This window comes from Pseudomonas sp. S3E17 (assembly GCF_024168685.1).
Taxonomy (GTDB): Bacteria; Pseudomonadota; Gammaproteobacteria; order Pseudomonadales; family Pseudomonadaceae; genus Aquipseudomonas; species Aquipseudomonas marginalis.
Window position 1 is genome coordinate 827854 of the sequence record NZ_JALJWE010000001.1, and the last position, 14814, is coordinate 842667.

A 14814-nucleotide genomic window follows, 5' to 3' on the forward strand; every position below is an offset into this window, starting at 1 on the left:
CAGCCCCGAATTCGTGTCGCAACCCTTGTGGCGTGGGCGTTTGCCCGCGCCTGGCACGCTTGCTGCTCAACCCCTCAGTACATTCCTTAGTGCGAGGTACCGTTCGATGAGTCAGCAAGCCGTGAAATTTGCCTATTGGGTGCCCAACGTCAGCGGTGGGCTGGTGGTCAGCAAGATCGAACAACGCACCCACTGGGGCATCGACTACAACCGCAAACTGGCGCAATTGGCCGAGGAAGCCGGCTTCGAATACGGCCTGACCCAGATCCGCTTCACCGCCGGCTACGGCGCCGAGAACCAGCATGAGTCCGTGGCGTTCAGCCATGCCTTGCTGGCCGCGACCACCAAACTCAAGGTCATCGCCGCGATCCTGCCCGGCCCGTGGCAACCGGCGCTGGCGGCCAAGCAACTGGCGACCATCGACCAGCTCACCAATGGCCGCATTGCGGTGAACATCGTCAGTGGCTGGTTCAAGGGCGAGTTCCAGGCCATCGGCGAACACTGGCTGGAGCACGACGAGCGCTATCGCCGTTCCGAGGAATTCATCCGCGCCCTCAAAGGCATCTGGACCCAGGACGACTTTACCTTCAAGGGCGACTTCTACCGCTTCAACAACTACACCCTCAAGCCCAAGCCCCTGGGCCAGCCGGAAGTGTTCCAGGGCGGCAGTTCGCGGGCCGCGCGAGACATGGCGGCCCGCGTGTCGGACTGGTACTTCACCAACGGCAACACCCCGGAAGGCATCAAGGCCCAGGTCGATGACATTCGCGCCAAGGCCGCCGCCAACAACCATTCGGTCAAGGTCGGCGTGAATGCGTTCATCATCGCCCGCGACACCGAGGAAGAAGCCCGCGCCGTGCTCGCAGAGATCATCGACAAGGCCGACCCGGAAGCCGTGAATGCCTTTGGCGACGCCGCCAGGCAGGCCGGCAAGGCATCACCCGAAGGCGAGGGCAACTGGGCCAAGTCCAGCTTTGAAGACCTGGTGCAGTACAACGATGGCTTCAAGACCAACCTGATCGGCACCCCGCAGCAGATTGCCGAGCGCATTGTCGCGCTCAAGGCGGTGGGGGTAGACCTGGTGCTGGCGGGCTTCCTGCACTTCCAGGAAGAAGTGGAGTACTTCGGCAAGCGCGTGTTGCCGCTGGTGCGCGAGCTGGAAGCCAAGGCCGGGATCAAGCAGGTGGCCTGACCAGGGTTTTCTCCAGGCGCAGGGCCGGGGTGTGGTCTGCGTAGTAGTCGTTGACCTGGGCGAAACGCCGGTAGCCGTTGCGTTCATACAGCGCCAGGGCGCCGGGGTTGTCGGTGCGCACCTCCAGGCGCAGGTGGGTGCAACCGTGCGTCACCGCGCCGGCCTCGGCATGGCTGAGCAACTGCTTGCCCAGCCCGAGGCCGCGTGCGTGCTCGGCAATGGCGATGGAATACAGGCGCGCGAACACGCTGCCACGACGAAACAGCACCAGCGCATAACCGAGCAACTGCCCATCCTGTTCCGCCACCCGCAACTGGCCGTGGGCGCGGCTGATCATCCAGTGAAAACTGCGCGATGAGAGCCGGTCGCTGCTGAAACACTGGTGTTCCAATGCGACTAATGCCGGTATATCACCGGGTAATGCAACGCGAGAGAAAAGAGCCATATAACCGCCGTAAAAGTTGCGTAACGAAACGGGACTTCCCTGAAAGATCGTGCTTAATAGAAAAGGTCGAGTTCTCTAAAGCGGATCAAATATTATGTCGGCGGTACAAGGTCATTGGCGTGAAGTATCCGAGCAAATCGTCGCGGCGACAATAACATCGAAGGGCTTTTTTTCGACGCCGCCTCGAAGTAACAGTCAAGTGGTGATCATTGTTGAACGCAAGGAAGATTGGGCTTCCTACTTTCCCAGCGAAGACATCGTCACCGCCCAGGAGTACCTGGAGCAAGCCCGTCAGAACGAATCAGGCAAGCGGGTGCAGGTGATCAACCTGTGCCGCAGCTACAAGTACCTGGGGCACGGCTACTACTGCTCGTTGCTGGCCGAAGCGCGCGGACACAAGGTGATTCCTTCGGTGCGCACCATCAGTGAGCTGACCAGGAAGTCGCTGTACGGCCTGGCGCTGGACGACTTGGATAAAACCCTTGATAAAGCCTTGAGTCATCACCTCTACAGTAATACCGAAGGGTTTACCCTGACACTTTACTTCGGCAGGACCACTATAGAACCGTTGCAGGAATTGGCCCGCCAGTTGTTTGAAACATTCCCATGTCCGATCTTGTTAGTTGAGTTCAGAAAACATAACGGTTGGCATATCGTAGGGGTCAAGTCCGGCGTATTGCACAAGTTACGCGACGATCAGGAAGATCAATTCGCCCACGCCCTCGATAACTTCAGCCGCAGGATCTGGCGCCAACCCCGTTCACGGCGCCTGGCCCGTTATGACCTGGCGATCCTCCATGATCCCCAGGAGCAATTGCCGCCGTCCAATGCCAAGGCTTTGGATAACTTCATCCGCGTCGGCAAGGGCCTGGGCATCGATGTGGAACTGATCGAGCGCAAGGACTACGCGCGCCTGGCCGAATACGACGCCTTGCTGATCCGCGAGACCACCAGTGTCGACAACCATACCTACCGCTTCGCGAAGAAAGCCGAAAGCGAAGGCCTGGTGGTGATGGACGACCCGGCGTCGATCCTGCGTTGTACCAACAAGGTCTACCTTACCGACCTGCTCAACAGCCATCAGTTAGGTATGCCTGCCACCGAGATTCTCTACAAGGAACGACCGCAGGACTTCGAACGGGTCGGCGAGCGCCTCGGGTTTCCGCTGGTGTTGAAGATTCCCGATGGATGCTTCTCCCGTGGCGTGATCAAGGTCGAAAGCCAGGCAGCCTTGCTCAAGGCCACCGCCGAGTTGTTCGAGCATTCGGTGCTGCTGCTGGCCCAGGAATTCTTCTACACCGAGTACGACTGGCGCATCGGCGTACTCAACCGCAAACCGATCTTTGCCTGCCAGTACTTCATGTCCAAGGGCCATTGGCAGATCTATAACCACAAGGCCATCGGCCAGGCCATCAACGGCGAATGCCGCACCCTGGCCGTGCATGAAGCGCCCAGGGCGGTGGTGGAACTGGCGGTGAAGACCGCCAACCTGATCGGCGACGGCCTCTACGGTGTGGACCTCAAGCAGTCCGGCGACAAGGTGGTGGTGATCGAGGTCAACGACAACCCCAACCTCGATGCCGGCATCGAAGATGCCTACTTGCAGGACGACCTGTACAGCCTGGTGCTGGAAGAGTTCGTGCGGCGCCTGGAGTTGAAACGCCAGGGCCAGGTCTGGTGAGGTTCAAGGCAGTATCTATGGCGATGGGTGAATCAAGGGCGGGTTTGCAAGGTCAGCACTTCAAAGCCATCCGCCGTCACCGCCACCGTATGCTCCCACTGCGCCGACAGGCTGTTGTCCTTGGTCACCACCGTCCAGCCGTCTTTCAGGCTGCGCACCTTGGCGCCGCCTTGGTTGAGCATCGGTTCGATGGTGAACACCATGCCTTCACGCAGTTCCAGCCCGGTGCCAGGGCGGCCGAAGTGGAGGATCTGCGGTTCTTCATGCATCTGCTTGCCGATGCCGTGGCCGCAGTATTCACGCACTACGCTGTAGCCGTTGGCCTGTGCATGGCTTTGGATCGCATGGCCGATATCCCCCAGGCGCGCGCCGGGCTTGACCTGGCGGATCCCGGCCCACATCGCCTCGAAGGTCATGTCCACCAGGCGCCGCGCCTTGGGCGCGACGGTGCCGATCATGTACATCTTGCTGGAGTCGGCGATAAAACCGCCTTTTTCCAGGGTGATGTCGATGTTGACGATGTCGCCGTCCTTGAGGATTTCCTTGGCGCTGGGCATGCCATGGCACACCACCTCGTTGATCGAGGTGTTGATGGAGAAGGGGTAGTCGTATTGCCCGAGGCTGGCGGGGCGGGCTTTCAATTCGTTGCGGATAAAGGCTTCGACGGCGCTGTCCAGTTCCAGGGTGGAACGGCCGGCGGCGACAAATCCGTCGAGCATGTCGAATACCTGGGCTAGCAGGCGTCCGGATTCACGCATTACAGCCAGTTGGGCGGTGGTCTTGATCATTGGCTGCGCCCCCGGATCAGGTCGGGCTTGTCCAGCAGCAGTTTGTTGATCAAGTCGTGGTAGGGCAGGCTGGGGTTCAACTCGGCGAGCAGGCCGACCTTGATCCAGAATTCGGCCTGGGCGTTGATGGAACGGTCCATGGCCGCACTGGCCAGGCGGAGTTGTTCGTGCAGTTGGTCGCTGATCTTGACGATGCCCATGAGGTTCACTGTAGTGGCTGGATATACGAATCGTATATGTTTCGTATGTTGTCAGTAAACATGATGTTGACTTGATCCGGATGGCCGGTTAATTTCCAGGCATGACCTATCCAGCCTTCCGCAGCCAGCCAAGCATTATTACCGCCATTCCTCATTTGGCGGGATAGCACACGGCTGCACCCCAACCCGCCTTAGAGGCGGGTTTTGTTTGTTCCGTCTCCAGGGCCTTTAAAAACCAGGAGACACCCATGAGCACGTGCCCCGCACCGCCTACCGCTGATACGGCATTGCTTGAACACTATGTGAAAAAGATCCTTGCCGCGCCGGTCTACGATCTCGCGGTGCGCACGCCCCTGCAAGCCGCGCCGGCACTCTCGGCAATGCTCGGCAACCAGGTGCTGCTCAAGCGCGAAGACCTGCAACCGACCTTTTCCTTCAAGATTCGCGGCGCCTACAACAAGCTGGTGCAGCTTACTGGCGAGCAGAAAGCGCGCGGTGTGGTGACGGCGTCGGCGGGTAACCATGCGCAAGGCGTGGCACTGGCGGCGAAGACGCTGGGGCTCCAGGCGCGGATCGTGATGCCGTGCAGTACGCCGGAATTGAAGGTGCTGGGCGTGCGCTCCCGGGGCGCCGAAGCGGTGCTGCACGGCGAGAGCTTCCCGTTTGCCCTGGCCCATGCGCTGCAACTGGCCGAGATGTCCGGCTGCACCTTCGTTTCGCCCTTCGATGACCCGGAGGTGATCGCCGGCCAGGGCACGGTGGCCATGGAAATCCTGCGCCAGCAACAAGGTCCGTTGGACGCGATCTTCGTGCCCGTGGGCGGCGGTGGCCTGATCGCCGGCATTGCGGCCTACGTCAAATACCTGCGGCCCGAGGTGCGCATCATCGGGGTCGAACCCGAAGGCTCCAGTTGCCTGCTCGCCGCACTGCGGGCCGGGGAGCGGGTGGTGTTGCCGAGTGTCGACGGGTTCGCCGATGGCACCGCGGTCGCGCAGATCGGCGCCTATGGCTTTGAGATCTGCCGCGATTGGGTCGACGAAGTGATCACCGTCAGCAATGACGAACTGTGCAGCGCAATGAAGTTGATCTATGACGATACGCGTTCCATCACCGAACCTTCCGGTGCGCTGGCGGTGGCGGGGGTTCGCAAGTACGTGGCCAGTCGTGGGGTGAGTGGACAGACCTTGGTCGCGGTTAACTCAGGTGCAAATATCAACTTTGATAGTTTGCGATATGTTGCTGAAAGAGTGGCGGCACAAGCTGCAGTTTAATTCGAAGCGTGGGGTTAAACGATTAATCGAAGCGGTTCGACGATGATTTAACTGGGGTGACCTAAGCTATATAAATTCCTACATTGCTTATGAAGAAAAGTTACAACAAAAACGGAATTTGCCGAGTAGGCTGGTAAAGGTAAGCGTCTTCCAGGGCTGGCGAGACGTGGCAGGCACGGGCCTGCAGATCTATAACAATCGATTGGCAAGTCTCAAAAAAGGAGAGGTTGGCCATGCTTTCGGAATTAGAACTTCGCAGCATTATTGAAGGAAGTTTCCTGCCTAAACGGTGCGAATGCACCAAAGCCGAAGATGCTTCGCTGACGATCAAGGTCTATGACGACCGCGACCGTGACCGGGTGGATTTGGAAGTCAAAGGTATAAACGCTGACAAACTCGACAGCAGTCGAGCTATTTGCAACCTGATCACCGGGTTGCGTGAAGACCTCAAGCACAGCCATGCACCTGTCCAGCAGCGGGCTGGAGGGCGCGGTTACTACTGATCGTTGGTCATGAACGGTGGGCCTGGTAAATGCCAGGCCCAATGCTGTTTACGTTCGCCCATCAATTCTGGAAATCGCAGGCTTCGGACATTTTCCGGTAGCTCACGTCTTCCACTTTGCCCGCTTTGTCCAGGAACTTGATATCCGCCTTGATGACTTTGCAGTCGTCAGTGGGGGTTTCGTTCATGGCCAGGACCTTGGCAATGTTCATCGGCATGCCGTAATGATAAGGCACGGGTTTGACCGCCTGGGGTTGATCGTCAGCCTGGGCCAGGCCCGACACTGCCGCCAGCGCCAGGGCGCCGCCGAGCATTAAGGTGTGCAGTTTCATGGTGGTGCTCCGCAAGTGAGTGGAACTTCACTCTCGACTTGCGGGATTAACCATCGATTAATTTTGTCCTGGCTGACAAAACCTTCATCCAAGCTGCTGGCGATACGGCAAGTCCGGCCCGGTCTTGCCGCACGTCAGTGCCGCAGCGCGGATGGCGAAGCCGAGCATGGCGTCGATCTGCGCGCGGGTCAGTTGTTGCAGGCCTTGCACCGAGTCCAATTGGTGCTCGGTCAGCCAGGCAATCAATGCGGCCTGGAAGGTATCCCCGGCACCCACGGTATCCGCCATCACCACGCGCTGTGCCGGTTGCGACCAGGTGCCATGCTGACGGCTGAACACACTGGCGCCATCGCCGCCACGGGTGAGGAACACCAGTTGGCAACGGTGTTGCAGCCAGCCTTGCAGCACGCTTTCCGGCGACTGGCCGGGGTAGAGCAGGTGCAGGTCTTCGTCGCTGACCTTGATCAGGTCGGCATGCTGGGCCAGCTCGGCGACGCGGTCGCGCCACAGTTGAATATCCGGCTGCGGATTGAGGCGTACGTTGGGGTCGAGGCTGATCAGGCGCTTGCCGCTTTCGCGCTTGACCATTGCCAGCAGGGTGTCGCCAATCGGCTGCACCACCAGGGAGAACGAGCCGACATGCAGCCCGCGAATATCAGGCCCCAGCGCCGGCAGGTGGGCCACTTCCAGCAGTCGGTCGGCGCAGCCTTCACCCCGGAAGTTGTACTGCGGTGAGCCATCGGCGCCCACCGCGACCATCGACAAGGTGGTCGGCGCGGCAAACTCCACCAGGAACTGCTCGCTGACGCCTTCATCCTTGAGCACGTGCAACAGCCGGCGCCCGAGGAAGTCGCTGGACAGGCCGCCGAACAGCCCGGCCTCGACGCCCAGGCGGCGCAAACCCACCGCGACGTTGAACGGTGAACCACCGGCAATTGCCTTGTAAGTGACCTTGGAGGCCTGCCCGCTGGCATCTTCCTCGCTGAAAAAATCAAACAGCGCTTCACCACACACCAGATACATAGTCGTTCGCTCTTAAAGGGTTGCCACGTGCTGTTGATAGCGCTCGTAAGCCAGTTGGTAGGCGCTGACATTGGCCGCCACCGGCAGGGTACGGCTGGCCGGGTCGACGCTCACGCATTTGTCGCACAAGCTGGCCAGGGACTCGCCGGACTGGCTCCACGCCGCCTGGATCGCCGCGCCCAGGGCGGCGGCTTCGCTTTGTTCGGTGCAGATCACTTCGGTATTCATGATATCGGCGACCATCTGCCGCCACACCGGGCTTTTCGAGCCGCCGCCGATCAGGCGGATGCTCTGGCTTTGCAGGCCGGTGTGGCGTAGCAGGTCGAGGCCGTAGCGCAGGCCGAAGGTGGTGCCTTCGACTACGGCGCGGCACAGGTTGGCACGGGTCAGGTTGGTCATGGTCAGCCCATGCAGGCTGCCGGTGGCGTGGGGCAGGGCGGGTACGCGTTCGCCGTTGAGGAACGGCAGCATGCTGACGCCATCGGCGCCAATCGGGGCTTGCTCGACCAATGCGTTGAAAGCGTTGAGGTCCAGCTCGAACAACTCGCGAATCACCCCGGTAGCGTTGGTCAGGTTCATGGTGCAGATCAACGGCAGCCAGCCGCCGCTGGATGAGCAGAACGTGGCCACCGACGCCTGCGGGCTGACATTGGGCTGGTCGGCGAAGGCATACACGGTGCCGGATGAGCCCAGGCTCATGGTGATCACGCCGGGGGCGATATTGCCCGTGCCGATGGCGCCCATCATGTTGTCGCCGCCGCCGCTGGACACCCTGGCATTGGGGTTGATGCCCAGGCGTTCGGCGATGGCCGGCAGGATCGTGCCTACGCTTTGATCGGCCTCGATCAATGTCGGCAGTGCAGCTTCGAGGCGGCCGCTGGGGTCGATGTGCTTGAGCAGCGCCACGTCCCAGGTGCGGGTGCGCACGTTGAAGTAACCGGTGCCCGAGGCATCGCCGTATTCCGCGACCGCGTGGCCGGTGAGCCAGTAGTTGAGGTAGTCGTGGGGCAGCAGCACATGGGCGATGCGCGCGAACACATCCGGGTGCTGCTCGCGGGTCCACAGCAGTTTCGACACGGTGTAGCCCGGCGCAATCGCCACGCCCAGGCGTTCCAGCGAGCCGCTCTCGCCGCCCAGGTAGGCCAGCAGGCGCTCGTTCTCCGGCGCGGTTTCGGTGTCACACCACAGCTTGGCCGGGCGCAGCACCTGGCCGCTTTCATCCAGCAACACCAGGCCGTGCTGCTGGCCGGATACGCCGATGCCGAGGATGTCCTGGCCGTCCACGCCGGCCTGTTGCAGGGCGCGGTGGGTGGCTTCGGTAAAGGCGTCCAGCCATTCCTGGGTGTGCTGCTCGCGACGGCCATTGGCGCCGCTGATCAGGGTGTGCGCGGCGGCGCCCAGGCCCAGCACCTTGCCGCTGGACGCGTCGAGGACGATGGCCTTGGTGCCTTGGGTGCCGCAGTCGATGCCGAGGAACAGGTTTTGCTGGGTCATGAGGGTGTGCTCAGCGGTGTTATTTTTTTGGATTGGCAACCCGGTCCAGTGTGGGAGGGGGCTTGGCCCCTCCCACACTTAAATCGGTTTCTTCAGGAGGTGCTTCAGGGTAGCGGTTACGCCTTTGTCACGCAGGCTTCCATAGCACCGCTCGAACGCTGCCACAAACCCAGGCGAGTTGGGAATAGCCGTGCCAAAAATCTCTTCCACCCCCAGCAACCGCTGGCTGATCAGTGCATCGTCACTCACCAGCCCCTGGCAGAACTCGGCGCGAGGGTCGGGGATCGTGTAGCTCACGCCATTCTCATCCACGCCCTTCAAATACAAGGCCCAGGCCGCAACGACCAGCGCCGCACGCTCGGTCTCACGGCCGTCGGCAATCAGGCGGTTGATGGTCGGCACGGTGAACTTGGGAAACTTCGACGAGCCATCCGAACACACCCGTTCCAGCTGGTCGGCAATCGCCTGGTTGGAGAAGCGGTCCACCAGGGTCTGCTTGTAGTCGGTCAGGTCGATGCCCGGTACCGGCGCCAGGTTCGGCGTGACGTCGAGGTCCATGTAGGCGCGCATGTAGGCCACGAACAGCGGGTCGTTCATGGTCTCGTGTACAAACCGATAACCCTTGAGAAACCCCAGGTAGGTCAGGGCCAGGTGGCTGCCGTTGAGCAAGCCGATCTTCATCTCTTCATAGGGCGTCACATCGTCGGTGAACTGCACGCCGACCTTTTCCCACGCCGGGCGGCCGTTGACGAATTTGTCTTCCAGCACCCACTGCACAAAGGGTTCGCAGACAACTGGCCAGGCATCGTCGATGCCGTGTTCATCGTGCAGTTGCAGGCGGTGGGCGGTGCTGGTCATCGGCGTGATGCGGTCGACCATGGCGTTCGGGAAGCTCACATGGGCCTTGATCCAGTCATGCAGCTCGGCATCGTGCAGGGCGGCGAACGCCAGCAGTGCCTTGCGCGTGACAGCGCCATTGTGGGGCAGGTTATCGCAGGACATCACGGTAAACGCCGGGATGCCGGCCGCGCGGCGCTGGGTCAATGCCGCGCAGATAAAACCGAACACGGTTTTTGGCGACGACGGATGAGCCAGGTCGTGCTGGATCTGCGGCAGGTGGGCCATGAATTCGCCGTTGCTGTCGTCGATGCAGTAGCCGCCTTCGGTGATGGTCAGCGAGACGATACGAATGGCGGGGCTGGCCAGTTTGTCGATCAATGCCTGGGCGCCGTCTTCGGCCAGCAGCATGTCGCTGATCGAACCGATCACGCGCACTTCGGTGTCGTCGGTGTCGCCCAGTTCGTACAGGGTGAACAGGTAGTCCTGGCCGGCCAGGTCATCGCGGGCCTTGCGGTCCTCGCTGCGCAGGCCGACGCCGCAGATGCTCCAGTCCAGGCCCTCGCCGGTGTTCATCAGTGCATCGGTGTAATACGCCTGGTGCGCGCGGTGGAAGCCGCCGACGCCGATATGGGCGATACCCTGGGAGGTACTCGCAATGGCGTAGGCCGGCAGTTTAATTTCCGGCGCCAGTTGGGTGAGGTTCTGTTTATTCAGTTTCATCACAAATCTCGCAAATCAGGCGGCAGCGCGCAGTGGACGGGCCACAGCCACGCCGTCGGTGTCGAACAGATGGCAGTGCGCCGGATCCAGGTGCAGGTGCAGCGTCTCGCCATACTGGCTGGCCATATCACCGCGAATCCGCATGGTCAGCGGCTCGCCATTCGAGGTGATGACGTGGCAGAAGGTGTCGCTGCCCAGGCGCTCGCCGACGTCGGCCGTCACCGTAAGGGTGGTTTGCCCAGGCGACGCGATTTCCAGGTGCTCCGGACGAATGCCCAGGGTCACCGCGCTGCCCACGCTCAGGCTGGCGCCGCTGAGCGGCAGGCTGATCAGGGTGCCGGCGTCCAGCTGCACCTCACTGCCCTGGCCGTCGACGCGGGTGACCTTGCCCTTGAGGAAGCCCATTTTCGGCGTGCCGAGAAAACCCGCCACAAACAGGTTGGCCGGCTGGTGATAGAGCTCCAGCGGCGAGCCGACCTGCTCGATGCGGCCGCTGTTGAGCACCACTACCTTGTCGGCCAGGGTCATGGCTTCGACCTGGTCATGGGTCACGTAGATCATGGTCGCTTGCAGCTCTTTGTGCAGGCGCGCCAGTTCCAGGCGCATCTGCACGCGCAGGGCGGCGTCGAGGTTGGACAGCGGTTCGTCGAACAGGAAAATCTTCGGGTTGCGCACGATGGCGCGGCCGATCGCCACGCGCTGGCGCTGGCCACCGGAGAGTTGCTTGGGCTTGCGCTCCAGCAGCGGGCCCAGTTCGAGGATGCGCGCCGCTTCGTTGACCTTGCTCTCCACCAGCTGCTTGTCGACGCCGGCCAGGTCCAGGGCAAACGACATGTTTTTGCGCACGCTCATATGTGGATACAGCGCGTAAGTCTGGAACACCATGGCCAGGTCGCGTTTGGCTGGGGTCACTTCGGTGATGTCGCGGCCATCCAGTTCGATGGTGCCTTCGGTGACTTCTTCCAGGCCGGCGATCAGGCGCAGCAGGGTGGATTTACCGCAGCCCGAGGGGCCGACGAACACCACGAATTCCTTGTCGTTCACTTCCAGGTCGATGCCCTTGATGATCGAGAAACCTTCGAAGCCTTTTTGCAGATTCTTGATTTTGAGGTTGGCCATGATGGGCCCTCCGCTAGAAATTATTATTTAACTGCGCCGAAGGACAAACCGCGCACCAGCTGTTTCTGGCTGATCCAGCCAAAGATCAGGATCGGCGCACAGGCCAGGGTCGAGACGGCAGACAATTTGGCCCAGAACAAGCCTTCGGGGCTGGAGTAGGAGGCGATCAGCGCGGTCAGGGGCGCGGCGTTGGACGAGGTCAGGTTCAGCGACCAGAAGGCCTCGTTCCAGCACAGGATCAGCGACAGCAGCACCGTGGAGGCCAGGCCGCCTTTGGCGATCGGCAGCAGCACCCGGACCATTTCCTGCCACAGCGTGGCGCCGTCCAGGCGCGCGGCTTCGAGGATGTCCTTGGGGATGTCCTTGAAATAGGTGTAAACCATCCAGACCACGATCGGCAGGTTGATCAGGGTGTAGATGATGATCAGCGCGATGCGCGTATCCAGCAGGCCAAAGCTCTTGGCCAGCAGGTAGATGGGCATCAGCACGCCCACGGGCGGCAGCATCTTGGTGGAGAGCATCCACAGCAGCGTGCTCTTGGTGCGTTTGGTTTCGTAGAACGCCATGGAGTAGGCGGCCGGCACCGAAATCAGCAGGCACAGGGCGGTGGCGCTGAATGAAATCAGCACCGAGTTCCAGGCATAGCTGAAGTAGTTGCTGCGCTCGTTGATGTGCAGGTAGTTCTCCAGGGTCGGCGTGAAGATGAACTGCGGCGGCGTGGCGAACGCGTCGATTTCGGTCTTGAAGCTGGTCAGCACCATCCAGAAGATCGGGAAGAAAATCAGGATCGCGATGGCCCAGGCCAGGGTGCCGAGCAACAGGCTTTGCAGGCGGCGGGATTGTTGAAGCGTCATGGCGCGGCCCTCAAGGTTTGTCAGTCAGGTTTTTGCCGATCATCCGCACCAGGATGATCGCCGCGATATTGGCGATGACCACGGCGATCAAGCCGCCGGCCGAGGCCATGCCCACGTCGAACTGCACCAATGCCTGGTTGTAGATCAGGTAGGCGAGGTTGGTCGAGGCGTAGCCGGGGCCACCGTTGGTGGTGGTGAAGATTTCGGCGAATACCGAGAGCAGGAAGATGGTCTCGATCATCACCACCACGGCAATCGGGCGGGCCAGGTGGGGCAGGGTCAAGTGCCAGAAAATCGCGATGGCGCCGGCACCGTCCAGGCGTGCGGCTTCCTTCTGTTCCTGGTCGAGGGACTGCATGGCGGTCATCAGCAGCAGGATGGCGAACGGCAGCCATTGCCACGACACAATGATGATGATCGACAGCAACGGGTAGTGCGCCAGCCAGTCCACCGGCTCGGCGCCGAAGAACTTCCACACGGCGGCGAGAATCCCCGACACCGGGTGGAAAATCAGGTTCTTCCAGATCAGCGCACCGACGGTGGGCATGATGAAGAACGGCGAAATCAACAGCACCCGGACGATGCCGCGCCCCAGAAACTCACTGGCCTCCAGCAGGGCACTGATCAACACGCCGAACACCACGCTGATCAGCAGCACGCTGCCCACCAGCAACAACGTATTGGTGGCGCCGGGCAGGAAACCCGAGTCGGTGATGAAGTAGGTGAAGTTCTCCAGCCCCACGAATTGGTTCTCGCCGGGGTAGAGCAGGTTGTAGCGGATCAGTGAAAAGTACAGGGTCATGCCCAGCGGCACGATCATCCACAGCAGCAGCAGGGCGACCGAGGGCGTGACGAGGAACCAGCCGGGGTTGGCCAGGCGGTTTTTGGCGGATGTATTCATGATAATCAAGGCCAGTCAGGTACAGGTGCGCAAAACCCCTGTAGGAGCGAGCTTGCTCGCGAAGGTATTTCAGGCGCATTGCGGCGTCGGATGTACCTTTTTCGCGAGCAAGCTCGCTCCTACAGGATCGGGGGTTACTTGGGGTAACCGGCCCGCTTCATTTCCCGCTCGGTGGTGGTCTGCGCCGCAGTCAATGCCGCATCGACCGTCTGCTGACCGGTCAGCGCACCCGAGAAGAACTTGCCGACCTGGGTCCCAATCGCCTGGAACTCGGGAATGGTCACCAACTGGATACCGATATACGGCACCGGCTTGAGGGTCGGCTTGGTCGGGTCGGCGACTTTCAGCGATTCCAGGGTCACCTTGGCGAACGGCGCGGCCTTCATGTACTCGTCGCTGTAGGTCGACTTGCGCGTACCTGGCGGCACGTTGGCAACGCCGTCGGTCTTGGCGACCAAGGCACCGTATTCCTTGGAGGTGGCCCAACTGGTGAACACCTTGGCGGCGTCCTTGGCCTTGGAGCTGGTCGGGATCGCCAGGCTCCAGGAGTACAGCCACGACGTGCCTTTGTCGGTTTTTTCGTGGGGGGCAAAGGTGAAGCCCACATGGTCGGCCACTTTGCTTTGGGTCTTGTCGGTGACGAACGATCCGGCGACGCTGGCATCGACCCAGATCGCGCACTTGCCGCTGTTGAACAGCGCCAGGTTTTCGTTGAAACCGTTGCTGGAAGCACCCGGCGGGCCGGATTTCTTCATGTTGTCGACGTAGAAGTTCAGCGCGTCCTTCCACTCGGGGCCGTTGAATTCAGGCTGCCACTTTTCATCGAACCAGCGCGCACCGTAGCCGTTGGCCAGGGTGGTGATCAGCGCCATGTTCTCGCCCCAACCGGCTTTGCCGCGCAGGCACAGGCCGTATTGCTCTTTGCTCTTGTCGGTGAGTTTGGCCGCGAATTCGCCGATCTGGCTCCAGGTCGGGTGCTCGGGCATGCTCAGCCCGGCGTCCTTGAACAGGTCGGTGCGGTAGTAGGTGATCGAGCTTTCCGCATAGAACGGCAGGGCGTACAGCGAACCCTTGACCGACAAACCGTCACGCACGGAAGGGAATACGTCGTCGAGGTCGTAGGACGCCGGCAGGTCCTTCATCGGTTCCAGCCAACCCTTGGCGCCCCAGAGTGCGGCTTCGTACATGCCGATGGTCAACACATCGAACTGCCCGCCCTGGGTGGCGATGTCAGTGGTCAGGCGTTGGCGCAGCACGTTTTCTTCCAGCACCACCCAGTTCAGCTTGATTTCCGGATGCTCGGCCTCGAAGGTTTTCGAGAGCTTCTGCATGCGGATCATGTCGCTGTTGTTGACGGTGGCAATGGTCAGGGTTTGCGCGCCAAGGCTGACGGCGCTGAGGGTCATACAGGTACAGGCAAGCAGAGCTTTTGCTGTGAACTTCATCGCGCAC

Annotated in this window: 14 protein-coding genes and 1 pseudogene; 4 read left to right on the forward strand and 11 right to left on the reverse strand. The window is 61.1% G+C overall.

All coding sequences use genetic code 11. The annotated features are described in order from the left end of the window. The first annotated feature begins 106 nt into the window (after window positions 1-106). Window positions 107-1192 (forward strand): dimethylsulfone monooxygenase SfnG, encoded by a 1086-nt coding sequence (gene sfnG / locus J3D60_RS03325; RefSeq protein ID WP_065927859.1) that lies wholly within the window; start codon window positions 107-109, stop codon window positions 1190-1192. Here sfnG and J3D60_RS03330 read toward each other — a convergent pair. Then, window positions 1188-1637 (reverse strand): annotated as a pseudogene (locus tag J3D60_RS03330) (GNAT family N-acetyltransferase); the annotation flags it as partial. The gene sfnG and the pseudogene J3D60_RS03330 overlap by 5 nt on opposite strands. A gap of 94 nt (window positions 1638-1731) precedes the next feature. On the opposite strand from J3D60_RS03330, the gene J3D60_RS03335 reads away from it, so the two are divergent. Next, window positions 1732-3318 (forward strand): RimK family protein, encoded by a 1587-nt coding sequence (locus tag J3D60_RS03335; RefSeq protein ID WP_253489695.1) that lies wholly within the window; start codon window positions 1732-1734, stop codon window positions 3316-3318. Between the two features lie 32 nt (window positions 3319-3350). On the opposite strand, the gene map is transcribed toward J3D60_RS03335, so the two are convergent. Together map and J3D60_RS03345 are read right to left on the reverse strand one after the other, a co-directional pair. After that, window positions 3351-4106, reverse strand: coding sequence for a type I methionyl aminopeptidase (gene map, locus J3D60_RS03340; protein ID WP_065941263.1), 756 nt, complete (start codon window positions 4104-4106; stop codon window positions 3351-3353). Further along, complete coding sequence (locus J3D60_RS03345) at window positions 4103-4306, reverse strand: ParD-like family protein (RefSeq protein WP_065941264.1); 204 nt, start codon at window positions 4304-4306, stop codon at window positions 4103-4105. Before J3D60_RS03345 ends, map begins: the two co-directional genes overlap by 4 nt. 248 nt (window positions 4307-4554) lie before the next feature. Here J3D60_RS03345 and ilvA point away from each other — a divergent pair, with 248 nt between their 5' ends. Continuing rightward, window positions 4555-5577, forward strand: a complete 1023-nt coding sequence (gene ilvA, locus J3D60_RS03350) for a threonine ammonia-lyase, biosynthetic (RefSeq protein WP_253489698.1) — start codon at window positions 4555-4557, stop codon at window positions 5575-5577. A gap of 233 nt (window positions 5578-5810) precedes the next feature. Continuing rightward, window positions 5811-6080 carry a DUF1652 domain-containing protein gene (locus J3D60_RS03355; RefSeq protein WP_027606409.1) on the forward strand — a complete coding sequence of 90 codons (270 nt, stop codon included), beginning with the start codon at window positions 5811-5813 and terminating at the stop codon, window positions 6078-6080. A gap of 61 nt (window positions 6081-6141) precedes the next feature. Here J3D60_RS03355 and J3D60_RS03360 read toward each other — a convergent pair whose 3' ends face one another. The 8 genes from J3D60_RS03360 to J3D60_RS03395 all read right to left on the reverse strand — a co-directional run bounded on the left by J3D60_RS03360 (window position 6142) and on the right by J3D60_RS03395 (window position 14807). Next, the gene (locus J3D60_RS03360; RefSeq protein ID WP_253489702.1) at window positions 6142-6411 is read right to left on the reverse strand and encodes a DUF2790 domain-containing protein; all 270 of its coding nucleotides are present in this window, start codon (window positions 6409-6411) and stop codon (window positions 6142-6144) included. Window positions 6412-6495: 84 nt separating this feature from the next. Then, window positions 6496-7434, reverse strand: a complete 939-nt coding sequence (locus tag J3D60_RS03365; protein WP_253489704.1) for a carbohydrate kinase — start codon at window positions 7432-7434, stop codon at window positions 6496-6498. A 12-nt stretch (window positions 7435-7446) separates the two neighbouring features. Beyond that, window positions 7447-8928 carry a xylulokinase gene (gene xylB, locus J3D60_RS03370; protein WP_253489707.1) on the reverse strand — a complete coding sequence of 494 codons (1482 nt, stop codon included), beginning with the start codon at window positions 8926-8928 and terminating at the stop codon, window positions 7447-7449. A 78-nt stretch (window positions 8929-9006) separates the two neighbouring features. Further along, window positions 9007-10488, reverse strand: a complete 1482-nt coding sequence (locus J3D60_RS03375; protein ID WP_253489709.1) for a mannitol dehydrogenase family protein — start codon at window positions 10486-10488, stop codon at window positions 9007-9009. Window positions 10489-10503: 15 nt separating this feature from the next. Further along, window positions 10504-11607 carry an ABC transporter ATP-binding protein gene (locus J3D60_RS03380; protein ID WP_253489712.1) on the reverse strand — a complete coding sequence of 368 codons (1104 nt, stop codon included), beginning with the start codon at window positions 11605-11607 and terminating at the stop codon, window positions 10504-10506. A 23-nt stretch (window positions 11608-11630) separates the two neighbouring features. Further along, entirely contained in the window at window positions 11631-12461 is an 831-nt protein-coding gene (locus tag J3D60_RS03385; protein ID WP_027606403.1) for a carbohydrate ABC transporter permease, read from the reverse strand. A gap of 10 nt (window positions 12462-12471) precedes the next feature. Beyond that, complete coding sequence (locus J3D60_RS03390) at window positions 12472-13362, reverse strand: carbohydrate ABC transporter permease (RefSeq protein WP_051429369.1); 891 nt, start codon at window positions 13360-13362, stop codon at window positions 12472-12474. A 134-nt stretch (window positions 13363-13496) separates the two neighbouring features. Further along, entirely contained in the window at window positions 13497-14807 is a 1311-nt protein-coding gene (locus tag J3D60_RS03395; protein WP_027606401.1) for a sugar ABC transporter substrate-binding protein, read from the reverse strand. Between the last annotated feature and the right edge of the window lie 7 nt (window positions 14808-14814).